Origin of the sequence: Planotetraspora phitsanulokensis, assembly GCF_016863295.1 — a bacterium.
In the GTDB taxonomy this organism is placed as follows: domain Bacteria; phylum Actinomycetota; class Actinomycetes; order Streptosporangiales; family Streptosporangiaceae; genus Planotetraspora; species Planotetraspora phitsanulokensis.
On the sequence record NZ_BOOP01000023.1, the window covers coordinates 187,192 to 210,106 of the forward strand.

Sequence of the window (22,915 nt, forward strand, 5' to 3'; positions counted from 1 at the left end):
CCAGCCCCTCATCGGACGCGATCATGCATGCCATTCCCGCACATCCAGCCCCACCAGTCACACCGGCAAGCGTGATCATGTATGCCTTCCAGATTCGACCGGCCTCAACGCGTTACGCGACCCCGCGCAGCGATCAGCCGTACACCCCGCTGCCGCATGCGATCCGGCCGGCGATGGTGGCGAAGATACCGAAGAGGGACATGATGTCCCAATAATCGTCTGTGGTGAACTCGGTGTGCCTCGGGCCGACCAGCCTGGTTCCGGGGACGATCGCACAACCGGCCGCGATCGCGGTGGAGTTCCACTCCACACCCAGCGTGTACGGCGGGCTCACCTGATAGGGCCGGAAGTCGGACAGCCGGCCGAGGGCCCTGGCCGCGGCCTCACGGATCCGGGCCTGGGCGACGCTCGGCGGCAGCAGTTCGGCGGAGAACCTGTCGATGCCCTTCTTCACCGCGACCGTCTCGACGTCGCCGAGCACCTCCCGGGCCTCCTCGCACGCCGCCTCGTCACCGGTGACGAGCACGACGGGCACGCCCAGCGAGCCGGCGAGGCCGGCGACCAGCCGAGTCTCGCCGCAGATCTCACCGTTCAGGTAGACGTTGTGGATCTCCTTGCCCATCCACGTGTGGTTGAGCACACCGTGCTGGACACCGGCACGGGCGTGATACCCGGCGAAGCAGGCCGCGTCGAAGTCGCCCGACAGGCCCTGCCCCATCCGGTGCGGCTTGCCCGGCCCCCTGATCAGCGAGGCCCGCGGGTCGATCAGGTCGATCCGGAGGTTCTTGGTCGATCCGTGCGCGTCGTTGATCAGCACCGTGTCGGCGCCCGCGTCGAAGGCCCCTTCGACGACGGCGTTCGCGTCGCCGGTCATCAACTCGCAGCCACGCTCGTAACCGCGGCCTCCCGCGTGCATCTCCTCGGGATCGGTCAGGCCGGTGACACCCTCCATGTCGACCGACACGTAGACCTTCATCGCGCCCCCCAGGTCTCCACCCGCCGCATCTGATCCGCTGTCATCAGACCGACCTTGTCCGCGATGTAAGCGTCGACCTGCTTGCGCCACGGCTCGGGAATCTCGTCGATCGCGGGCGGGTAACAGCGCTCAACCCACGCGGTGGATTCTTCCGTCGCCTGGAGGTAGTCGGCCGCCTTGGCGAACAGCGTGTTCTCGATGCCGGGCACGTGCGCACAGCCGTATTCGATCATTTCCTGCCCGCTGTACGGCGGGGGCCCCTGCCATTGCCGGCTGACGGGCATCTCGGTGGTCGCCTTGGTGTCGAGCGGCCTCCTCTCGATGGCCGCCTGGATCAGTTCCTTGTACACGCATTTGCTGCAGACCCCGCATGGGCCGCTCCGGGGTCCGCGCAGGCACCAGCGAACCTGGTCACGAAGGTCGGACTCCAGGGCCAGCCGCATGGTCACAGCTTCGCTGATGCCGCCGACGGGAAGGACGAGCGGCAACCCGACGGCCTGGAACAGGCGCCCCCACTTCCCGTCCGCCGACCACATGGGGTTGTCCGGTGTGTACCGATGGATGTAGCGATCGCCGCCCAGCCAACGGGAGCCGATCTCGTACCCTGTCGCGATGCCGCCCAGGTCCATGTCGTCCGCGAGCAGGAGCGCCCCCACCAGCACGGCGTGATGCTCGGGGTATCCAGGCCCGGGACGGTTGAGCAGAAGCTCCAGGTCCGACTGCACGATCGTGAGGTCACGGCCCGTCTCTCCAGCAAGGGTCGCGAGCACGTCGGAGCGGTAGAACTCCCACCGGTTCGGCACCCGGGGATGCCTGATCCGCTGGAAATGAATGAACGGCGCTTCGGGGATCATGTCCGCCGCCGCCACGGAGTCCGCGCCGCCGCTGTAGGAAATCGCCAGTCGCGTGCCCGACCGCGGGTCGCCGCCGACCGGACCCGCGTCCACCCCCCAGTCGGTACGGAACACCTCCGCGAGCGCCGGGGAGATGGGCCTGTCGAAGGTCACCTTCTGCCTGGTCCACGGGGCGGCCACGGTCCACGCGGCCACCGCCAGTAGGTCCGGGTGCACGTCGGGCCCGCTCTTCGTGCCGCCCGGCAGCCGTACCTGGCAGGTGTTCGTGCGCAGTTCCAGCGGAGCCAGGTCGCTGCAGATGCCCTTGACGTCGTCCTCGGGGTCCAGCAGGAAGGCCAGGTTCCAGATGCCGTCGTCGAAAGTCCACTTAATGCGCATGCGTCCTACCTCGAGATCTCGGTGACGGCGGTCTGCGCGGACAGGCCGTCGATGGCCTGCCACACGCGCACCTCGTTCTGCAGCACGTGGTCGAGCGCCTCCGCGGTCTGCTCGGCCAGCCGCTGCCCTCTCACCGCCACATCGTTGGCCTTGTTGACGGTCGTCGTCATCTGCCGCAGCCGATTGACCTCGTCACGCAACGCGACGAGGTCCCGGCGCAGCGCCTGGATCTCCTGCTGGGCCTGCTGGGCCTCCGCGTCCTGCCTACGACGCTCGGTCTCGGCCTCCTGACGGAGCGCCTGGACCTCCTGCCGGAGGTTCCTGATGTCCTCTTGGGACTTCCGGATGTCCTCTCGGGACTTGCGGATGTCCTTCCGGGCGTCCTCCCGGGCGTTCCGGATGTCCTGACGGTGCTCGGGCTTGGTGACGTACCTGGCGTCTATTCGATCCCGAGCCGTCCGGCGGAGTCTCGACGGGACAAGAATGCGCGCGACGGACTGCATCATGGATCGCAACGATAGCCGCAAATCCACCATGCGATTGCCCGTAAGAGACATCCCGGAGGGTGACGTCTACCGCCCGGTGAAGGTGGGCCTGCGCTTCTCGGCGAAGGCGGTCATCCCCTCCTTGGCGTCCTCCGTGGCGAACAGCCCCGAGAACTGGAGCCGCTCGATCTCCAGACCGGTGTCCAGGTCGGTCTCGAGCCCGTGGTCGACCGCCAGCTTGGCCGCCCTCACGGCTGCGACGGGTCCCTCCGCGAAGGTCGCGGCCAGTTCCAGTGCGGCGGTGTAGACCTCGCCGTCCGGCACCACCCGGTCCACCAGGCCGATTGACAGGGCCTCCGCCGCGTCCACATGCCGCCCGGTGAAGATCAGATCCTTGGCCCGGGAAGGGCCGATCAGCCGCGGCAGCCGCTGGGTGCCCCCCGCGCCCGGGATGATGCCCAGGGTGATCTCCGGCTGGCCGAGCTTGGCGCTCTCCCCCGCCACCCGGAAGTCGGCGCACAGGGCGAGCTCGCAACCGCCGCCCAGGGCGTACCCGGTGATCGCGGCGATGACGGGCTTGCCGATCCGGGCCACCGCGGTGAAGCAGTCCTGGAGGACCTTGGAGTGGACGGCCATGTCCGCGTAGGACATGACGGCCATCTCCTTGATGTCCGCGCCCGCCGCGAACACCCGCTCGCCGCCGTAGATGATCACAGCGTGCACACCGGGGTCGGCGTCGACGAGCCGGGCGGACTCGGCGATCTCCTCCTGAACCTGCCGGTTCAGCGCGTTCATCTTCGGCCGGTCGAGCCGGACGGTCGCGATCCGGTCCACGATCTCAACGCTGACGAACTCACCCATGACACCCTCGCCCTTCCACCGGCCCGATCCCGTGACAAGCCGGGACCGTAACACCATAGATCAGCGGGCCAGCGGGAGCAGGCGCCGCCGCTCGCGCGTCTGAGCACGAGCGATGGCCCTGCGGTAGACGCGTTCGTATCCCCGCGCCATCATCGCGACGTCGAATCGCCTCACGGCGTGGGCCCGGACAGCGGCGAAATCCAGCCCGGCCGACTCCTCGATCGCGGCGGGCAGCTCCTGCACCGAGTCCCGGACGAATCCGGTGACGCCGTCGACCACGATCTCGGGGACCGAACCCCGTCTCAGCGCCACCACTGGTGTGCCGCAGGCCATGGCCTCGATCATGATCATGCCGAACGGCTCCTCCCACTGAAGGGGGAAGACCAGGCAGTGGGCCTTGGACAGCAGCTCGCGCTTGAGCTTGGCGCCGACCTCGCCCAGATATTCGACGCCGGGGCCGAGAAGAGGCGCGACATGGGTGTCAAAGTAGGCCTGCTCCGCGCGCTCGGTGCGCTTGCCGGCCAGCAGGATGCGACGGCCGGCCGCCCGTGCCGCCTCGATCGCGAGATGAGCCCCCTTGTCGGGGTTGAACCGTCCCAGCCACAGAACCCAGTCGTCCTTCCGGTCCCGGTAGGGGAACGTGCTCACATCGACCGCGTTGTGGACCCTGCCGATCCAGTTCAGGTCGGACGCGAGAGCCCGCTGCGCCCAGGAGATGGCCACGAGCGAGACCGTCGTCGCGAGCGAGCGGTAGAACCGCCCGAATTCACCGGTGACCTCCCCGTGGCAGGTGACGATCGTCGGCGCGCCTCTGCCCCGGGCGCCCAGCGGACCGGCCAGCGAGTGGTCGTGGATGACGTCGGCCTCGATCTCGTCGAGGTACCGCTCGGCCCGGGCCGCGTGGACCATCTCGGGCACGGCCTCCCCGATGCGCTCCGACGGCGGTTCCTCATACGTACGCAGGTCGACGCCGCCGCCCGCGCCGATCAGCGTCACACGATGACCCCTCAGCGTCAGACCGCGTGCGAGGTCGGCCGTCATCGACTCAATGCCGCCGTAGCCTTTCGGCGGGATGTCGTACCAGGGGGGCGCCACCATCGCGATGTGGAGCCCGACTCCCTCGCCGTCTCTCTCCTCGTTGGCTCTTTCGTCGCCGTCCCGTTCCCCACCGTCTCTTTCTCTACCGGCCCTGCCCCGGCCGTCTCTTTCCCGACCGGCCCCTCCACGACCGCCTCCTCCTTGTTCCCTGTGGGTGTTTGCAGGGTCGATCGGGTTGCGGCCCGTCAAGCCCGTCTGTCGCATCAAATCGGCCGGTTCCGTCAGGTTGATCGGTTCTGCCAGTTCGGTCAGGTCTGGGAGGTCGATCGGTTCCGTCGGGTCCGTCGGGTCGGGCGGGTCTATGGGATCAAGCGGGTTCGGCTGGTTCGGCTGGTTCGGCGAGCGTGCCGGGTCAAGCGGGTCCATCGGGTCCATGGGGCCTCCAGAATCCGTCCCTGCGGAATGGGTTGCGCCCAAAATCAGCCTATTCACACCTTTCGTCACCTTTTGTTCCCGTCTTGTGGTCGACTCAGGCTCCGTGCATCCGAAATCACGCCGGCCCGGGACATTCGCCGGCCGCCAGCGCCGCGGTCGGCCTCGGCGACGGGGTCGGCGTTGAGGTCGGCGTTGGTGTTGAGGTCGGCGTCGGCGTCGGCGTTGAAGTCGGCGTCCGGGTAGGCGTCGGTATTGAGGTGGGCCTCGGCGCCGCGGCAGCCTCGGAGTCCGAGCCGCGCGAGTCGGCGGCAGGGGCGGTCGCCCGCGATCAGGGCGGGTTCGGAGCGCGCGCACCCGCTGCCGTGCTGTTCGCGACGTCGGGGGTCGCGCCCCGCGTCGACGGCGGTCTTCGGGCAGCGGGGTGGGGTCCCGTCCGCGTGAAGGCCCAGCGGTCCTTTCCTTCGGGGCGGCGCTGATACCAGTGGGGACGGCGGTAGCGATCACGGTTGTGGAACTGGCAGGCAGGACCAAGCATCCGCAGGTCCGTCGCTCCGCCGTCGCACCAGTTGTCGGCGTGATCGATCTGGCAGACCGTGGCCGGAAGCGGACAGCCGTCAACCCAGCACGTGGCATAACGGGCGAAGACGGCTCTTCGCTGGGCCCCATTGGCCAGACGGACCGTGCGACCCAGGTCAAGGACCTGGCCGTCTGCATCCATCACCAGACGCACCAGTGACGAGGTCCGCGCGAGCCGAGCCACATCGTCGCGCGACAACAACTCGCCGGTGGCCAGCAACAACCCCGGCATCGCCCACCCCAGCCCAGGCAGCCCAGGTAGACCAGGTAGACCAGCCGGTCCCGGCGCCCCTCTCCCGGAGGTGGCCCCGGGCCCATACGCAGGTCCAGGCTCACGCCCATGCCCGTGATCGAGCCCAGGTCCAGGCCCAGGCGAAGGCCCGTACCCAAGTCCCGGCTCAGACCCAGCTCCAGACTCGGGCCTCGGCCGACCTCCGGAATCACCTTCGGATTCGGCTTCAGAACCGTGTCCGTGTGCGGCACCGGGCGACTTCTTCTCCCCGGGATCGGCGGCGGGACCCGCGTCCGGGCCGACAGGGTCCAGGGGAAGGGATTCCACGTTGACCAGGACGAGCAACTCGGTGGTGATTTTGCTTTCGAGGAGGGCGATGAGGGCGTCGGCATTGCGCACCCGCAATGGCCGCTCGTCATCATCGGTCTTCGGCCTGGCATAGGCGTCCAGCCAGGTCCGCAACCGTGCCGCCGCCTCTCGGGGAAGACGGCACTCTCCATGCATTCCGCCTGACCCGGTTGGACGGACCTGCAGATAGCGACCGGCGTAGTCGGCGTCCCTCTCTTTGTCCGCCAGCCCTGGATCCAGCGTTTCCCTCAGATATCGGCCCGCCTTGGCCACCTCAGCCGGGGTCGCCCGATCGGCCAATGCGACGAGGATCGGCTCGGCGATCTCCGCCTGCTCATCGGAAAGCCCACTCGTCGCGGCGCAGATCGCACCGACCTGCCCCTCCGACAGACTGCCCTCGGCGAACCGCAAGCGCACCCCAGGAAGACGTGCCAACTCAGTAGCGAGCTTGACCAGTTGGGACGCCGATCCCGCGCTCGTTCCGCAGGCGCCCTGAAGCCAGGTCCGGGTGCTTGCGTGTCCATGGGATTTGGCCTCGCCCGCGCGATGCACCCGGCCCACCCGAGCGGAGATCGCCGAAGTCAATCGATCTCGAGCGAACAGCAGTTCCCGCGTTTGCTCCAAACACATGGACGGCGATGCCGGCGGGTCGGCCAGCGCCAAGGCGGACACCACCTCGACGACCTCGGCCACCAGGTCATCCGGCCATTCAGATCCGGCAGCCGCGTGTCCCTCAGTCGCACACTGCGCGTCCGACGAGGGCGGTGGGCTGAAACTCGGCGGGCTTGAGGCGGATGGGTCCGGCGCGCAGGAGGCCGAATCGAGGAAAGCACAATCCGAAGCAGGCACATCCGCCCCATGTGGCCCTGAATCGGCCGAGCAGGGGCCAAGTGAGCTCCACGAGGACGGCCCAGCAGCGGCCGAATCCGGCCATGGATCAGTCAGCGGCGGAGTGCTCAACGCCGAACTGCCGTCGGATGACCACGACCTCGCCCAAGCGGTCACCTCCGCCCACCATTCGGGACCGCACGGCATCTCACCTGCACCGGAGGAAGACGAAGGATGCGGCCCTCGCGCCTCGGCCACGTCGACCCCCTCCGTCAAATCGAAACTCTGAACGAATAATCTCACACAGAGTAGTCGCGTGGCTACAAATTTCGAACAGAATTTCTATCTGATCCGCGTGGGAGTCAGGCGAAATAGAGAGAAATCGATGCTCTCGGGACCGGCGAGAGCCTTGATCCGGTAGATCGCCGCCGGCCATGGCCCACTCGCCAACGAACACTCGCCACAGATCACTCGCCACGGCTCATTCGCCACGGCTCATTCGCCGGCGATCCCATCGTTTGCGGGCCGACCCTCGTCGGCGGATCGATCATCTGGTGTGCGCAGCAGAGCGTCCGGGAGCGCTGTGCGACGGTGCGGCATGATGACATTCCGCCCAACGCGGATGCCGACGACAGCTCGATGGCTCCTCGTCAGCGTCGTCGGCACGCCCAGGCCTGCGCATGATCACGAATATGCCTTCAGACGGTCAAAAAGGCGCCCCGATCGAAGGCATCCGCCGTAAACGAGTGTGGCGGTCTCGCCTGACGACGCGACCGCCACATCCGGTGAAACCTGCCATCCTGACCGCTGATCGGCAGGCGGCCGCACCAGGCTTTCCCGGCCGCTGACCAACATGCGGTCGGAACCGCCTTCCGGGCCGCTGATCGACAATCGGCCGGACCCGGCCGCCGATCAGCCGCCGATCAGCATGCGGCCGGGACCTGTTCCTCTAGCGGAGAGTTCCGTTGGTCATGCCCGCCGGCTCCTCGGGAGCCGCGACGAGACCGAGCTCCGCGGGCGATGCCATGAGCGGGTGGAAGGGCACGACGCGGACGGTGTACCCGAACGCGCCGGTGCGGTCCAGGGGCAGGTCTCCGGTGTAGTAGGCCCTGCCGTCGTCGTCGACCGAGTCGGCCTTGAGCGTCACGTGGGCGGGCGAGATCAGCTCGTCATGAGGCCCGACGCGACCGTAGGCCACCTGCACCTGGACGTCGTCGGCGGACAGCTCGCCCAGCGCGATGGTCGCCCGCAGATCCAGCCTGGCCCCGAGTTCGGGGGCGTCCCCGATCCCGGCGGCCTCGACGTGCTCCACCCGGATCCCCGGCCACGCCTGGGTGAGCCTCAGTTTCCACGCGGCGAACTGACGGGCGTTCTCGTAACCGTCCGCCGTGAGCGCGCGGGCCGAGCTCGCGGCCGGCGTGTACAGGGTCTCGACGTAGTCGCGCAACATCCGGCCGGCGAGGACCTTGGGCCCGAGCGAGCTGAGCGTGTGCTTGACCATCTCCAGCCAGCGCCGGGGCAGGCCGTCGGCCGCGCGGTCGTAGAAGCGGTCGGCGACCTCACGCTCGATGATGTCGTACAGGGCCGCCGCCTCCAGCTCGTCGCGGCGCTCGGGGTCGGTGACGCCGTCGGCGCTGGGGATGGCCCATCCGTTGTTGCCGTCGAACCACTCGTCCCACCACCCGTCGAGGATCGACAGGTTGAGACCGCCGTTGAGCGCGGCCTTCATCCCCGACGTGCCGCACGCCTCCAGCGGCCGCAGCGGGTTGTTCATCCACACGTCGGAGCCGGTGACCATGAGCCGGCCGAGGGCCATGTCGTAGTCGGGCAGGAAGACGATGCGGTGCCGCACGTCCTCCTGATCGGCGAAGCGGACCATCTGCTGGATGAACTTCTTGCCGCCCTCGTCGGCCGGGTGCGCCTTGCCCGCGATCACGATCTGGACCGGCTTGTCGGGGTCGAGGAGCAGCTTCTTCAGCCGCTCTGGGTCCGACAACATCAGTGTGAGCCGCTTGTAGGACGGCACCCGCCGGGCGAACCCGATGGTCAGGGCATCGGGGTCGAGCGCCTCGTCGACCCAGGTCAGCTCCGCCTCCGCGGCGCCGCGCTGCCGCCAGGACCGCTTGATGCGCTTGCGGGCCTCGGTCACCAGGTGCGCCCGGAGCCTGCCCCGGATGGACCAGATGTCGCCGTCGGAGAGCTTCCGTACGGCATCCCAGCCCTGTGACATGTCGGTCAGGGAGGCCAGCTCGTCGCCCGCCAGCTCCATGATCTCGCGGCCGACCCAGGTCGGGGCGTGTACGCCGTTGGTGATCGACCCGATCGGCACCTCCTCGACGTCGAAGCCCGGCCACAGCCCCTTGAACATCTCCCGGCTGACCTCGCCGTGCAGCTCCGAGACGCCGTTGACCCGCTGGGCGAGCCGCATGCCCATGACCGCCATGTTGAAGACGGCGGGATCGGCGTCGGGGCCGTCGGGCTCGGCGCCCAGCTCGAGGATGCGGTCGACGCTCACCGTCGGCCAGGCATTGGCGCCGCCGAACTGCCTGGCGATCATCTCGGCGGGGAACCTGTCGATCCCCGCGGGGACCGGGGTGTGCGTGGTGAAGACGGTGCCTGCCCTGACGGCCTCGAGGGCCTCGTCGAAGGACAGGCGCGCCTCGGTGAGCTCGCGGATGCGCTCCAGGCCGAGGAAGCCCGCGTGGCCCTCGTTGGTGTGGAACACCTCGGGCTCGGGGTGGCCGGTGATGCGGCAGTAGGCCCGGATCGCGCGCACGCCGCCGACGCCGAGCAGCAGCTCCTGGACGAGCCGGTGGTCGGTCCCGCCGCCGTAGAGCCGGTCGGTCACGTCCCTGTTGGCCGAGTCGTTGTCGGCGATGTCGGAGTCGAGCAGCAGCAGCGGCACCCGGCCGACCTGCGCGATCCAGATCTGGGCGTGCAGCGTGCGGGAGCCGGGCAGGCTGATCCGGACCCGCGCGGGGGCGCCGTCCTCCTCCTTCAGAAGGGTGAGCGGGAGGCCTCCGGGGTCGAGGGACGGGTAGTGCTCCTGCTGCCACCCCTCGGGGGACAGCGACTGTGAGAAGTAACCGTGGCGGTACAGGAGGCCGACGCCGAGGATCGGCACGCCGAGGTCGCTCGCCGCCTTGAGGTGGTCGCCCGCCAGGATGCCCAGGCCGCCCGAGTACTGGGGAAGGGCCGCGGCGATGCCGTACTCGGGGGAGAAGTAACCGATCGCGGCGGGCCCGCCGTCCTGCGACTGGTACCACCGGGGAGCGGTCATGTACTCGCGGAGGTCGTCGGCCGCGTCGGCCAGCCGGCGCAGGAAGCGCCGGTCCTGGGCGAGCTCGCGCAGCCGGTCGGCCTCCACCGCGCCCAGAAGGGCGACGGGGTCGTGATCGACCCTCTCCCACACCTCGGGGTCGACCTCGGCGAACAGGTCCATGGTCTCCGGGTGCCATGACCAGCGGAGATTCCGGACCAGCTCGCCCAGCGGCTCGAGCTGCGGGGGAAGGACGGTGCGGACGGTGAACCTGCGGATAGCTCTCACGGGGCCAGACCCTAGTTACTCAGCGCCACGACGCGCGACCGAAACACTCTGTCCGATGCCGGGGATGCCCGCGGATGCGACACTTCCCTGGATTTCTTGCATAAGCGCACTCACCACTAACAAACCGGCTCAAACCTCACAAAACTACACTGGCTCAGGTGAGTCCCACCGGCGATGCTACGACCCGCTCGCGTGTGCTCGCTCACCACAGAGCGGCCGGCCGAACACACCGCGCAGTCTTGCCGAACACACCGCGCAGTCTTTCCGCCGGCAGGGGTAAGAGGGGACTATTGGGGCAACCCCTCTATGAGCGATGTTCCCCGTGACGGGTTCCTCGACGTGCCGTCTCCGGGCGGCGCGGGCGCGCGACGGCACGACCAGCAGGACACGGCACCATCCCGGCACCACCTGAGAACGATCCGGCGCGGCCACGCCAGGCCAGGCCGGTGAACGCTCGGGCAACCCCGGAAATCGACCTGATTGACCCATTGAGAAGATCTTGAAAATCCGACGGCACCGGGCGTGCCGTCGCTAACGTGAGTGACGATGATCGGAAGAATCCCAATCCAGGACATCCAGCCCGTCGTCGACTGCGGACGCCGGTCCGCGAAGGCGGCCGCGGGTGAGACCTTCGAGATCAGCGCCACCGTGTTCCGCGAGGGACACGACGCCGTGGCCGCCGGGGTCGTGCTGATCGACCCCAGCGGGGCGTCGAAACGGCTGCTGCGCATGCGGGAGGTCGCTCCGGGCACCGACAGGTGGAGCGCGGAGGTGACGCTGCCGGCCGAGGGCCTGTGGCAGTTCCGCGTCGAGGCGTGGAGTGATCCCGTCGCCACCTGGATGCACGACGCGGAGATCAAGATCCCGCGCGGCCTGGACGCGGACCTCATGTGCGAGGAGGGCGCCCGGCTCTTCGAGCGCGCGGCGAGAGCCGTACGGGCCGCCGACTGCAAGGACGATCCCGCGGACGACTCCTGCGCGCACCGGGCGGCGATGCTGGCGATCGCCGAGCGCCTGCGGGACGACCGCGTCGATCCGCGTGCGCGCTTCACCGTGGCGCAGTTGCCTGAGACGGCCGCGCTGATCGCGGCACACCCGCTGCGCGATCTGACCACGCGGTCCGGCAAGTGCCGGGTGCAGGTGGACAGGCGGCGGGCGCTGTTCGGATCCTGGTACGAGTTCTTCCCCCGGTCGGAGGGGGCGGTGGCCGAAAGCGACACCGACCCCACGATCGCTCCGAAATCCGGAAATTTCCGGACTGCGGCGAAGCGGCTGCCGGCCATCGCCCAGATGGGCTTCGACATCGTCTATCTGCCGCCGATCCACCCGATCGGCGAGCAGTTCCGCAAGGGGCGCAACAACACCCTCACCCCGGAGCAGTACGACCCCGGCTCACCCTGGGCGATCGGCTCCGAGGACGGCGGGCACGACGCGATCCATCCCGATCTCGGCACGTTCGAGGACTTCGACGACTTCGTCGCCAGAGCGAGGGACCTGGGCATGGAGATCGCCCTCGACCTCGCGCTGCAGTGCTCCCCCGACCACCCCTGGGTGAAGGAGCACCCCGAATGGTTCAACATCCGGGCCGACGGGTCGATCGCGTACGCCGAGAACCCGCCCAAGAAGTACCAGGACATCTATCCGCTGAACTTCGACAAGGACCCCGAGGGGATCTACGCCGAGGTCAAGCGGGTGGTCCGGCTCTGGATGGACCACGGCGTCCGGGTCTTCCGCGTGGACAACCCCCACACCAAGCCGGTGAACTTCTGGGAGCGGCTGCTGGCGGACATCAACGCCACCGACCCCGACGTGCTGTTCCTGGCGGAGGCGTTCACCCGGCCCGCGATGCTGCAGACGCTCGCCAAGATCGGGTTCCACCAGTCGTACACCTATTTCACGTGGAAGAACTCCAAGTCCGACGTGGAGGAGTACTTCGGGGAGCTCGCCCACGAGACCTCGCACTTCCTGCGCCCGAACCTGTTCGTCAACACTCCGGACATCCTGCACGAGTACCTGCAGCACGGAGGGGTGCCCGCCTTCAAGATCAGGGCGGTGCTCGGCGCGCTGATGTCGCCGACCTGGGGTGTCTACTCCGGCTACGAGCTGGCCGAGAACGTCCCGGTACGGCCCGGCAGCGAGGAATACCTGGATAGCGAGAAATATCAGTACAGGGTGCGCGACTGGGCCGCCGCCGAGCGGGAGGGGCGCAGTCTCGCCCCGTTCATCACGCAGCTCAATTTGTTGCGAAGAGCTCACCCGGCACTCCAGGAACTGCGTAACCTACGGTTTCACAGCGTCGACCAGCCGGACCTGATCTGCTTCTCCAAGAGACTGCCCGGCGCCTACGACACGGCCACACGACGGCACGGCATAGGCGATGTGGTACTGGCCGTCGTGAATCTGGATCCGCACAACACCCACGAGGCGACCGTCCGGCTGGACATGCCCGCACTCGGCCTCGACTGGCAGGACCAGTTCGTCGTGCATGATGAACTGTCGGGCGAGTCGTACCACTGGGGGCAGGCCGACTACGTGCGCCTCGACCCGCACGTCAATCCCGCACACGTCTTCACGCTCCGCCACGGGTCAGTGCTCCGCCCGTGAGCGTGGCCCTGCACATCCGGGGAGTCCACAGGTGAGCTCGACACCTCAGCCCAGTCAGCACCAGCCCATCCCGAACACCTTCACGCACGAGAAGCCGCGGGATCAGTACTGGTACAAACGGGCTGTCTTCTATGAGGTGCTTATCCGCGGCTTCGCCGACTCGAACGGGGACGGCACCGGCGACATCCGGGGGCTGATCGACAAGCTGGACTACATCCAGTGGCTCGGCGTCGACTGCCTGTGGCTCCTGCCGCTCTACGAGTCGCCGCTCCGCGACGGCGGGTACGACATCGCCGACTTCATGAAGATCCTTCCTGACTTCGGCGACCTGGGCGACTTCGTCAAGCTGGTCGACGAGGCGCACAAGCGCGGCATCCGCGTGATCGCCGACCTCGTCATGAACCACACCAGCGACCAGCACCCCTGGTTCCAGGCGTCCCGCAAGGATCCCGACGGCCCGTACGGCGACTTCTACGTCTGGAGCGACACCGACGAGAAGTACCAGGACGCCCGGATCATCTTCATCGACACCGAGTCGTCCAACTGGAGCTACGACCCGGTGCGGCAGCAGTACTACTGGCACCGCTTCTTCCACCACCAGCCGGACCTCAACTACGAGAACCCCGCGGTGCAGGAGGCCATGCTGGAGGTGCTGCGGTTCTGGCTGGACCTCGGCATCGACGGGTTCCGGATGGACGCCATCCCCTACCTGTTCGAGCAGGAGGGGACCAACTGCGAGAACCTGCCGGAGACCCACGCCTACCTCAAGCGGGTCAGGACCGAGATCGACCGGCTCTACCCCGACCGCGTCCTGCTGGCCGAGGCCAACCAGTGGCCGGCCGACGTGGTGGAGTACTTCGGCGACCCGGTCACCGGGGGCGACGAGTGCCACATGGCCTTCCACTTCCCGCTCATGCCCCGCATCTTCATGGCGGTCCGGCGCGAGTCCCGCTATCCGATCTCGGAGATCCTGGCCCAGACGCCGAAGATCCCCGAGAACTGCCAGTGGGGCATCTTCCTCAGGAACCACGACGAGCTCACGCTCGAGATGGTCACCGACGAAGAGCGCGACTACATGTACTCGGAGTACGCCAAGGACCCGCGCATGCGGGCGAACGTGGGCATCCGCCGCCGCCTGGCGCCGCTGCTCGACAACGACCGCAACCAGATCGAGCTGTTCACCGCCCTGCTGCTCAGCCTGCCCGGCTCCCCCGTGCTCTACTACGGCGACGAGATCGGCATGGGCGACAACATCTGGCTGGGCGACCGTGACGGCGTCCGCACGCCGATGCAGTGGACCCCCGACCGCAACGCGGGCTTCTCCGACTGCGACCCCGGCCGCCTCTACCTGCCGGTCATCATGGACCCGATCTACGGCTACCAGGCCATCAACGTCGAGGCCCAGCAGAAGAGCTCCAGCTCGCTGCTCCACTTCACCAAGCGCATGATCGAGATCCGCAAGCGTCACCCGGTGTTCGGCCTGGGCGACTTCACCGAGCTCAACTCGTCCAACCCGAGCGTGCTCGCGTTCGTCCGGGAGCTCGGGGACGACCGCGTCCTGTGCGTCAACAACCTCTCGCGCTTCCCGCAGCCGGTGGAGCTCGACCTGCGCAGGTTCGAGGGATCGATGCCCGTCGAGTGCATGGGCGGAGTTCCTTTCCCGCCGATTGGCGAGCTTCCGTATCTTTTGACGCTTCCGGGGCATGGGTTCTACTGGTTCACACTGCCCGTGCCATCGAGGGCGGTCGGCGCGAAGGAGGAGTGACGACTTCACTTCAGGAGCTTCTGGCCGGCTGGATCACCGGACAGCGGTGGTTCGCCGGCAAGGGGCGCGCGATCGATGACCTGTCCGTCGACACCCTGACCGAGCTGGATCCGGGCGACCCGACGCTGGTCCACGCCATCGTGTCCGTACGGCAGGGCGAGCGCACCACGCGGTACCAGATCCCGCTCGGCCTGCGGGCACGCATGCCCGACCGGCTCCAGCACGTCCTGATCGGCTCGTGCGACTGGCGGGGGCGCCCGATGTGCGCCTACGACGCGGCGCACGACGCGACGCTGACGTCCCGGCTGCTGAACGGCATGGACTCCGAGCTGCGGGTGCGGCGGCTCGGGTTCCACCGGGTGGCGGGCACCACGATCGACACCTCGCAGCGCAGCCTCGTGCTGACCGCCGAGCAGTCGAACACGTCGCTGGTCTTCGGCGACATGTACATCCTCAAGCTGTTCCGCCAGCTCACGCCCGGCCTCAATCCCGAACTCGAGGTGATCACGGCGCTCGCCGGCGCGGGTTCGGCCCACGTCGCCCGGCCGTACGGCTGGATCGAGACGGAGCTGGACGGCGAGACCACGACTCTGGCGATCATGCAGGAGTACCTCTCCAACGCCAACGAGGGCTGGACGATGGCGCTGACCAGCGTCCGGGACCTCTACGCCACCCCGCCGGGGATGCCGGCGGAGGACGCGGGCGGCGACTTCGCCGCGGAGGCGTTCCGTCTCGGGACGGCGACGGCCGAGGTCCACGCCGAGCTCGCCGAGGCCTTTCCCACGGGAGTGATCGAGCCTCCCGAGATCAAACGGATGACCGAGCGCTTCCAGCGGCGCCTGGAGAAGGCCGTCGCCGAGGTCCCCGCCCTGGCGCCGCACGCGGGCGTGGCCCATGAGGCGTTCGACCGGCTGGCCGACCTCGACCACGAGATACCGGTCCAGCGGGTGCACGGCGACTATCACCTCGGCCAGGTCATGCGCACCCCGGCCGACTGGGTGGTGCTCGACTTCGAGGGCGAACCGGGCCAGCCTCTCGCGGACCGCCGGGCTCTGGACTCGCCCCTGCGCGACGTGGCGGGCATGTTGCGCTCGTTCGAATACGCGGCGCGGCACCTGCTGGCGGGTCACCCGCGCGCGGAGTCCCTGGAGAGACGGGCGCAGGAATGGGCGGCGCGCAACCGGGCGGCGTTCCTCGCGGGCTACTCGGCGGCCGGCGGCGCGATCCGCGGCCACGACGCGGTCTTCCTGCGGGCGCTCGAGCTGACCAAGGCCGTGTACGAGGTCGTGTACGAGGCTCGTAACCGCCCCACGTGGTTGCCCATCCCCCTGTCCGCCTTCAGCTGAGGTCGGCCACCGGCCTCAGTCGATCTACTGATTTGTTGGGACCTCGGATGGTTCTAGGGCAGGGTGAAGGAATGGACTTGGACCGGCTGGCAGGCGGGGCGCACCACGACCCCCACTCGATCCTCGGCGCGCACCTCGAACAGGACGGCGTGACGATCCGGGCCCTGCGGCCCTTCGCCGAGAAGGTCGAGGCGCTGATCGACGGCCGGCCGCACGAGCTGAGTCATGCGAGTTTCGGCGTCTTCGAGACGACCCTCCCCGGCGTGGACAAGATCCCCGACTACCGGCTGCGCGTCACGTATCCGGGGGGCGAGCCGTACGAGACGGGTGACCCGTACCGCCACTGGCCGACCCTGGGTGAGATCGATCTGCACCTCATCGGCGAGGGACGCCATGAGCGCCTGTGGGAGGTGCTCGGCGCGCGCGTCCTGCGCCACGAGGACACCGACGGCACGGCGTTCGCCGCCTGGGCCCCCAACGCCCAGGGGGTGCGGGTGATCGGCGACTTCAACCACTGGAACGGCGGCGGGCACCCGATGCGCTCGCTCGGCCGTTCGGGCGTGTGGGAGCTGTTCATCCCCGATGTCGGGGCCGGCGCCCGCTACAAGTTCCAGATCCTCGGCATGGACGGCGTGTGGCGCGAGAAGGCCGACCCGATGGCCCGCCGCACCGAGGTGCCCCCGGCGACCGCCTCGATCGTCGAGCAGGCGGAGTACGCCTGGCGCGACGAGGAGTGGCTGGCCGCCCGGTCGGGCCGCGACGCCCTGACCGCGCCGATGAGCACCTACGAGGTCCACCTCGGCTCGTGGCGTCCGGGGCTGTCGTACCGCGACCTGGCCACCGAGCTGGTCTCCTACGTGAAGGACATGGGCTTCACCCACGTGGAGTTCCTGCCCGTGGCCGAGCACCCGTTCGGGGGGTCGTGGGGCTACCAGGTGACGTCCTACTACGCCCCGACGTCGCGGTTCGGCTCGCCCGACGACTTCCGGCACCTGGTCGACGAACTCCACCAGGCGGGCATCGGCGTGATCGTCGACTGGGTGCCCGCGCACTTCCCCATGGACGAGTGGGGGCTCGCGCGCTTCGACGGCACGCCGCTCTACGAGCACGCCGACCCGGCGCGCGGCGAGCATCCCGACTGGGGGACCTACGTCTTCGACTTCGGCCGCCGCGAGGTGCGCAACTTCCTGGTCGCCAACGCCGTGTTCTGGCTGAAGGAGTTCCACATCGACGGGCTGCGTGTGGACGCCGTGGCCTCGATGCTGTACCTGGACTACTCGCGCCGCGAGGGCGAGTGGACGCCGAACATCCACGGCGGCAGGGAGAACCTCGACGCGATCGAGTTCCTCAAGGAGATGAACTCCGTCTGCTACCGCGAGGTGCCGGGGATCGTGACGATCGCCGAGGAGTCCACGGCCTGGCCGGGGGTGTCACGACCCGTCCACCTCGGGGGGCTGGGCTTCGGCTTCAAATGGAACATGGGCTGGATGCACGACACGCTCGGCTACCTCGCGCGTGAGCCGATCTTCCGGCAGTACCACCACCACCAGATGACCTTCTCCCTCATGTACGCGTTCTCCGAGAACTTCGTGCTGCCCCTGTCGCATGACGAGGTCGTCCATATGAAGGGGTCGCTGCTGGGCAAGATGCCCGGTGACGAGTGGCAGCGCTTCGCCAACCTGCGGGCGCTCTACGCCTTCATGTGGGCGCATCCCGGCAAGCAGCTGCTGTTCATGGGCGGCGAGTTCGGCCAGGGCGCCGAGTGGTCGGAGTCCAAGGGCCTCGACTGGTGGGTGCTCGACTTCGACTTCCACAAGGGCGTGCAGCGTCTGGTCCGCGACCTGAACCGGATCTACCGGGAGACGCCGGCGCTGTTCACCCAGGACGCCACACCGGACGGCTTCCGCTGGATCGACGCCGACGACGCCTCGGGCAACGTCTTCTCCTTCCTGCGGTACGGCACGGACGGCTCGATGCTGGCCTGCATCGCGAACTTCTCCGGCGGGACGCACGAGAACTACCACCTCGGTCTCCCGGTCGGCGGCCGCTGGGAGGAGATCGTCAACACCGACGCCTACGAGTACGCGGGAAGCGGGACCGGCAACCTCGGTTCCGTGGAGGCGGTTGACGTGCCTCACCACGGCCTGCCGTACTCCGCCCGCCTGCGCGTCCCCCCACTCGGAGCCGTGTGGCTGCGCAAGCCCTCCCCCTCCTCGTGATCCCCAGCTCGGGCCGCTGATCCGCGAACCTGTGCATGATCACGGCCGATGTGGGCGGACTCGGCCAAGCCGTGATGGCGCGACCGTCGCCTATGGTGACATTTATGGACGCGACACAGGCCATCATGGAGACCGTCGACAGGCTTCGGCAACGCCGTACCGCGGCACTCGTGCTGGAGCTCGATCTCACCGAGGGACTGTCCGAGGGACCGCCCTCCGACCCGCTCGGCGCCTTGCTGTCCATGCGCAGGGCCCGGCTCACCGACGTGTTGTCGGGGCTGCGGCGCGCCCGCACCGATCCCCGGGTCAAGGGCCTGGTCGTGAAGATCGGCGGCAACCCCATCGGCCTCGGCATGGTCCAGGAGCTGCGCACCGCCGTACTGAAGCTCAGGGCCGCGGGGAAGCGGACCGTCGCGTTCGCGGAGACGTTCGGCGAGTTCGGCGCCGGGACCGTTCCGTACTACCTGGCCAGCGCGTTCGAGAAGGTCTACCTCCAGCCGTCCGGCGACGTGGGCCTCACCGGCATCGCGCTCGAGCAGCGTTTCGTGCGGGACGCGCTCGCCAAGGCCGGGGTGGAGTACCAGCTCGGCCAGCGCCATGAGTACAAGACCGCGGCCAACATGTTCACCCAGAACCGCATGACCGAGCCGCACCGCGAGTCCACCGCGCGCATCGCGGAGTCGGTGACCGAGCAGATCACGGCGGGCATCGCCGAGGCACGCTCGCTCGAACCCCAGCGGGTGCGCGAGCTCATCGACCAGGGGCCGTTCCTGGGGCCGGAGGCGGTGGAGGCCGGCTTGGTGGACGCCCTCAAGTACCGCGACGAGGTGTACGCCGAGGTGGTCGAGGACGGCGCCCACCTGATGTACGTGTCGAGGTACGCCAAGACGGCGCTGGCCAAGCGGCTCCCCCACCCGGGCGAGAACGTGATCGCGCTGGTCCACGGCACCGGCGCCATCCGGCTCGGCCGCAGCGGCCGCTCGCCGCTCGGCGGCGGTGGCGCCATGGGATCCGACACGATCTGCGCGGCGCTCCGCTCCGCCCGCCGGGACGACAAGGTCAAGGCCATCGTGTTCCGCGTGGACAGCCCGGGCGGGTCGTACGTCGCCTCGGACGCGATCTGGCGCGAGGTCGTGCTGGCCCGGCAGGCCGGCAAGCCGGTGATCATCTCGATGGGCGACGTCGCCGCTTCGGGCGGGTACTTCGTCGCGATGGGCGCCGACGTCATCGTCGCGCAGCCGGGGACGTTGACCGGCTCGATCGGCGTGTTCGGCGGCAAGCCGGTCGTCGGCGAGCTGCTGGGCAAGCTCGGCGTCGTCACCGAGGCGGTCTCCGAGGGCGCCAACGCCGGCATGTTCTCCCCCGTGCGTGAGTTCTCCGACGCCCAGTGGGCCCGGGTCAACAGCTGGCTGGACCGGATCTACGACGACTTCGTCGGCAAGGTGGCGCAGGGACGCGGCCTGACCAGGGAGCGGACGCACGAGCTCGCCAGGGGCCGGGTCTGGACGGGCGCCGACGCCCGGGAGGCGGGCCTGGTCGACGAGCTCGGCGGCGTGGAGGACGCGCTGAGCCTGGCCCGCAAGAAGGCCGGGTTACCCAAGGACACCCAGGTCAGAACATATCCGCGCATGCATCCGTTGGAGCGGCTCCGGCCGCCGGAGTCCAGCGAGGACCGGTCCGCCGCCCTCGCCAGGGTGCGGCTCGAGGCGTGGGGCCCGATCGCACGGCTGGCCGGAGAGCTCGGCCTCCCGACGTACGGCCCGCTGATGCTCCCCGGCTGGTGGACGATCCGCTGAGCCGGCCTCCGCAGACCATGAAGATTGTCACCGCGCACACCGCGGACCTGGACGCCGCGACGCTGAGGGAGGCGCGCGCCCTCTTCTACGACGTCTTCGAGGGCGACCTGGACGACCACGACTGGGACCACTCCCTGGGCGGCGTCCACGCCCTCGTCTGGGAGGGACCGGAACTGGTCGCCCACGGGTCGCTCGTCCAGCGGCGTCTGCTGCACGGCGGCCGGGCGCTTCGCGTGGGATATGTCGAGGCCGTCGGCGTACGCGCCGACCTGCGCAGGAACGGGTACGGCGCCGCCGTCATGACCGCGCTGGAGCGAGTGGTGCGCGGTGCGTACGACATGGGCGCGCTGAGCAGCACGGAGGAGGCCATCGGCTTCTACGCCGCCCGCGGCTGGAGGCTCTGGCTGGGGCGGACGTGGGCGCTCACGCCGGACGGGCCCGTGCGGACGGAGGAGGACGACGGCGGCGTCTACGTCCTGCCCGTGACGGTCTCGCCCGATCTGTCCGGCGATCTCACCTGTGACTGGAGGGACGGCGACCTCTGGTAGCCGGGTAGCGCGCCCTTCGGACAGGCTCACTTCGTCAGGGTGAAATGCCGTCCGGGCTCGCGGACATGTGGCAGGTGTCAGCTTCCGTGCGAGACGCCGTGACCCGGCGTACGCCGAAGGAGAGAGATGCCGCCCCCTGATGAGAAACGACGTCGTTTCGAGGCGATGTACGCGGCCAACCACGACCCGGTGCTCGGGTATGTGTTGCGCCGCACCGCCGATCCTCACGACGCCGCCGACGTCCTCGCCGAGACCTTCCTGACCGCCTGGCGGCGGCTGGACGACGTGCCGCCGGACGACCAGACCAGGCCGTGGTTGTACGGCGTGGCCCGGCGTGTGCTCGCCAACCACCGGCGGGGCGAGCGACGACGCCTCGCCCTCGGCGACCGGCTCCGGGCCGATCTCGCCGACCGGCCCGCCGTGGAGGTGTCCGCGGACCTGCGCCCGATCATGGAGGCCCTGGACGGCCTGCCCGAGCGCGACCGGGAACTCCTGACGCTGGTCGGCTGGGAGGACCTGGACGCCGGGCAGATCGCCATCGTGCTCGGCTGCTCGCGCAACGCCGTACGGATCCGGTTGCACCGCGCGCGCCGGCGCTTCACCCGCGAGCTGGAACGTCGCGGCGCCCTGTTCGAAATGCCGGCGCCCCAGGTCGGGGTCGCGAATGGAGATCCCGCATGAATCCCGAACTGCTGATCAGAAAGGCCGCCCCCGTGACCGACGAGGAGGCCGCCGCCATGGTGCGCCCGCAGACCAGGGCCGACCTGGCCGATCGGATCATGGCCACCACCGCGGAGGACATCACTGCGGAGGACACCTTTGCGGAGGCGCCCCGGAAGGTGTCACCTCGACGCCGTCTGCTGTACGGCGTCGCCGTGGTGGGCGTGACGGCCGCCGCGGCGGTCGTCGTGACGTCCTCCGCGACCCCCGGCCAGAGGGTCGGCCCCGTGCAGGTCGGACCGCCGAGCGCCCAGGCCGCGGCCCTGTCGTTCAGCCGCGAGGGCGACTATCTGATCGTGAAGGTGAAGGACCCGGTCGCCGATCCGGCCCGCTACCGGCGGGAGTTCGCGGCGAGGGGGTTGAACGTTGACCTCACCCTGGCGCCCTCATCCCCGAAGCGCGCCGGCTCGGTGCTCTTCCTTGAGGACGACGGCGACGTGCAGGTGATCACCGCCGAAGGAGCCTGCGGGCCGGAGACCTGCGGCGTCGGCGTCAAGATTCCGTCGTCGTACACCGGGCACGTCAACGTCGTCTTCGGGCGCACCGCACGGCCTGGTGAGCAGTACGACACCGCCCCCGGAGACACGCCCGGTGAGGGGGTCGGGCTGAGCGACGTCAAGGGCCGGACCGTGGCGGACGTCCTCGCAGAGGCCGCGAGACGGCACATCACCAGGATCGAGTACCGCTACGAGGAGGACGGCTCCGACCAGCCGTACCCGAACGGCGTCCCGGCCGACAAGGTGGACAAGAACTGGTACGTCCACGACGCGCTGGCGGGAAGCGAAGGCCAGGTGATCATATTCGTCGGCCCCGAGCCGACGGGCTGACCTGGGCGTTCAGAGGCTCCCGGGGCCCTCGGGGGCTTTCAAGGGCTCTCGGGGGCCTTTGTCACCGGCACGGGCCGGTAGCGGCCGCGAAGCCGTACCAGCGGGGCCTTCGAGACGTCGACGTAGGCGACGGCGAGGACCTGGCCGATGAAGAGCGTGTGGTCGCCGGCCGGGACGACCCGCGTGGTCTCGACCTCGAGCGCGGTGACCCCGCCGTCGATGATCAGGGCTTCGGAGTGCTCCCCGCGATGGTGGGGAGCACCCGCGAGGAGCAACCGGGCGCTGGGCCGTCCGGGGGTCGCGAACCTCGACGCGATCGCCTGCTGGCCGTCGGCGAGGAGGCTGGCCGCCCACCGGTCGTCGCGCAGCAGCACCTCGGTCAGATAGCTGCTCGAGTCGAGGCTGACCAGGACGAGAGGCGGTTCGAGGGACACCGAAAGGAGCGTGGCCACCGTGGTGCCGAGGTCGTCGCGGCCGTCCTTGACCGTGACCACCCCCACCCCCGCGGGCACCTGTCCCATGGCCTCGGTGA

At 69.1% G+C, this 22,915-nt stretch carries 16 protein-coding genes; 8 read left to right on the forward strand and 8 right to left on the reverse strand.

What is annotated here, in order from left to right; genetic code table 11:
- Positions 1-133: 133 nt before the first annotated feature.
- The 7 genes from Pph01_RS25800 to glgP all read right to left on the reverse strand — a co-directional run bounded on the left by Pph01_RS25800 (position 134) and on the right by glgP (position 10,558).
- The gene (locus Pph01_RS25800; protein ID WP_204075732.1) at positions 134-976 is read right to left on the reverse strand and encodes a M55 family metallopeptidase; all 843 of its coding nucleotides are present in this window, start codon (positions 974-976) and stop codon (positions 134-136) included.
- Positions 973-2,208, reverse strand: a complete 1,236-nt coding sequence (locus Pph01_RS25805) for a DUF6395 domain-containing protein (protein ID WP_204075733.1) — start codon at positions 2,206-2,208, stop codon at positions 973-975. Before Pph01_RS25805 ends, Pph01_RS25800 begins: the two co-directional genes overlap by 4 nt.
- A gap of 5 nt (positions 2,209-2,213) precedes the next feature.
- Entirely contained in the window at positions 2,214-2,714 is a 501-nt protein-coding gene (locus Pph01_RS25810; protein WP_204075734.1) for a hypothetical protein, read from the reverse strand.
- Between the two features lie 66 nt (positions 2,715-2,780).
- Complete coding sequence (locus tag Pph01_RS25815) at positions 2,781-3,554, reverse strand: enoyl-CoA hydratase/isomerase family protein (RefSeq protein WP_204075735.1); 774 nt, start codon at positions 3,552-3,554, stop codon at positions 2,781-2,783.
- A gap of 60 nt (positions 3,555-3,614) precedes the next feature.
- Positions 3,615-4,652: a glycosyltransferase family 4 protein gene (locus Pph01_RS25820; RefSeq protein WP_204075736.1), complete on the reverse strand. Its 1,038-nt coding sequence runs from the start codon at positions 4,650-4,652 to the stop codon at positions 3,615-3,617.
- 703 nt (positions 4,653-5,355) lie between these two features.
- Positions 5,356-6,876 carry an HNH endonuclease signature motif containing protein gene (locus Pph01_RS25825; protein WP_204075737.1) on the reverse strand — a complete coding sequence of 507 codons (1,521 nt, stop codon included), beginning with the start codon at positions 6,874-6,876 and terminating at the stop codon, positions 5,356-5,358.
- A gap of 1,084 nt (positions 6,877-7,960) precedes the next feature.
- Positions 7,961-10,558 (reverse strand): alpha-glucan family phosphorylase, encoded by a 2,598-nt coding sequence (gene glgP / locus Pph01_RS25830; RefSeq protein WP_204075738.1) that lies wholly within the window; start codon positions 10,556-10,558, stop codon positions 7,961-7,963.
- Between the two features lie 546 nt (positions 10,559-11,104).
- On the opposite strand from glgP, the gene Pph01_RS25835 reads away from it, so the two are divergent.
- From Pph01_RS25835 to Pph01_RS25870, 8 genes are all read left to right on the forward strand, one after another.
- On the forward strand, positions 11,105-13,162 hold the full coding sequence (locus tag Pph01_RS25835) for an alpha-1,4-glucan--maltose-1-phosphate maltosyltransferase (protein ID WP_204075739.1): 2,058 nt from the start codon (positions 11,105-11,107) through the stop codon (positions 13,160-13,162).
- Between the two features lie 31 nt (positions 13,163-13,193).
- Complete coding sequence (treS, locus tag Pph01_RS25840; protein ID WP_239117010.1) at positions 13,194-14,927, forward strand: maltose alpha-D-glucosyltransferase; 1,734 nt, start codon at positions 13,194-13,196, stop codon at positions 14,925-14,927.
- Positions 14,924-16,273 carry a maltokinase N-terminal cap-like domain-containing protein gene (locus Pph01_RS25845; RefSeq protein WP_204075740.1) on the forward strand — a complete coding sequence of 450 codons (1,350 nt, stop codon included), beginning with the start codon at positions 14,924-14,926 and terminating at the stop codon, positions 16,271-16,273. Before treS ends, Pph01_RS25845 begins: the two co-directional genes overlap by 4 nt.
- Before the next feature lie 71 nt (positions 16,274-16,344).
- Positions 16,345-18,492, forward strand: a complete 2,148-nt coding sequence (gene glgB / locus Pph01_RS25850) for a 1,4-alpha-glucan branching protein GlgB (protein ID WP_204075741.1) — start codon at positions 16,345-16,347, stop codon at positions 18,490-18,492.
- A gap of 104 nt (positions 18,493-18,596) precedes the next feature.
- Positions 18,597-20,288 carry a signal peptide peptidase SppA gene (gene sppA / locus Pph01_RS25855; RefSeq protein ID WP_204075742.1) on the forward strand — a complete coding sequence of 564 codons (1,692 nt, stop codon included), beginning with the start codon at positions 18,597-18,599 and terminating at the stop codon, positions 20,286-20,288.
- Between the two features lie 17 nt (positions 20,289-20,305).
- A complete protein-coding gene (locus Pph01_RS25860) occupies positions 20,306-20,836 on the forward strand; it encodes a GNAT family N-acetyltransferase (protein WP_204075743.1) in 531 nt (176 codons plus the stop codon).
- 126 nt (positions 20,837-20,962) lie between these two features.
- Entirely contained in the window at positions 20,963-21,517 is a 555-nt protein-coding gene (locus tag Pph01_RS25865; RefSeq protein ID WP_204075744.1) for an RNA polymerase sigma factor, read from the forward strand.
- Positions 21,514-22,383: a hypothetical protein gene (locus Pph01_RS25870; RefSeq protein WP_204075745.1), complete on the forward strand. Its 870-nt coding sequence runs from the start codon at positions 21,514-21,516 to the stop codon at positions 22,381-22,383. The genes Pph01_RS25865 and Pph01_RS25870 overlap by 4 nt, the downstream gene beginning before the upstream one ends.
- 38 nt (positions 22,384-22,421) lie before the next feature.
- Here Pph01_RS25870 and Pph01_RS25875 read toward each other — a convergent pair whose 3' ends face one another.
- Positions 22,422-22,904 (reverse strand): flavin reductase family protein, encoded by a 483-nt coding sequence (locus Pph01_RS25875; protein WP_204075788.1) that lies wholly within the window; start codon positions 22,902-22,904, stop codon positions 22,422-22,424.
- Positions 22,905-22,915: the final 11 nt, after the last annotated feature.

Excerpts from the sequence above, each read along its gene's own strand:
- glgB (WP_204075741.1), top strand. The coding sequence starts at position 16,345 with ATGGACTTGGACCGGCTGGCAGGCGGGGCGCACCACGACCCCCACTCG.
- Pph01_RS25815 (WP_204075735.1), bottom strand. The coding sequence starts at position 3,554 with ATGGGTGAGTTCGTCAGCGTTGAGATCGTGGACCGGATCGCGACCGTC.
- Pph01_RS25875 (WP_204075788.1), bottom strand. The coding sequence starts at position 22,904 with ATGGGACAGGTGCCCGCGGGGGTGGGGGTGGTCACGGTCAAGGACGGC.
- Pph01_RS25865 (WP_204075744.1), top strand. The coding sequence starts at position 20,963 with ATGCCGCCCCCTGATGAGAAACGACGTCGTTTCGAGGCGATGTACGCG.
- Pph01_RS25860 (WP_204075743.1), top strand. The coding sequence starts at position 20,306 with ATGAAGATTGTCACCGCGCACACCGCGGACCTGGACGCCGCGACGCTG.
- Pph01_RS25870 (WP_204075745.1), top strand. The coding sequence starts at position 21,514 with ATGAATCCCGAACTGCTGATCAGAAAGGCCGCCCCCGTGACCGACGAG.
- Pph01_RS25800 (WP_204075732.1), bottom strand. The coding sequence starts at position 976 with ATGAAGGTCTACGTGTCGGTCGACATGGAGGGTGTCACCGGCCTGACC.
- sppA (WP_204075742.1), top strand. The coding sequence starts at position 18,597 with ATGGACGCGACACAGGCCATCATGGAGACCGTCGACAGGCTTCGGCAA.
- Pph01_RS25810 (WP_204075734.1), bottom strand. The coding sequence starts at position 2,714 with ATGATGCAGTCCGTCGCGCGCATTCTTGTCCCGTCGAGACTCCGCCGG.
- Pph01_RS25835 (WP_204075739.1), top strand. The coding sequence starts at position 11,105 with ATGATCGGAAGAATCCCAATCCAGGACATCCAGCCCGTCGTCGACTGC.
- Pph01_RS25820 (WP_204075736.1), bottom strand. The coding sequence starts at position 4,652 with ATGGTGGCGCCCCCCTGGTACGACATCCCGCCGAAAGGCTACGGCGGC.
- Pph01_RS25805 (WP_204075733.1), bottom strand. The coding sequence starts at position 2,208 with ATGCGCATTAAGTGGACTTTCGACGACGGCATCTGGAACCTGGCCTTC.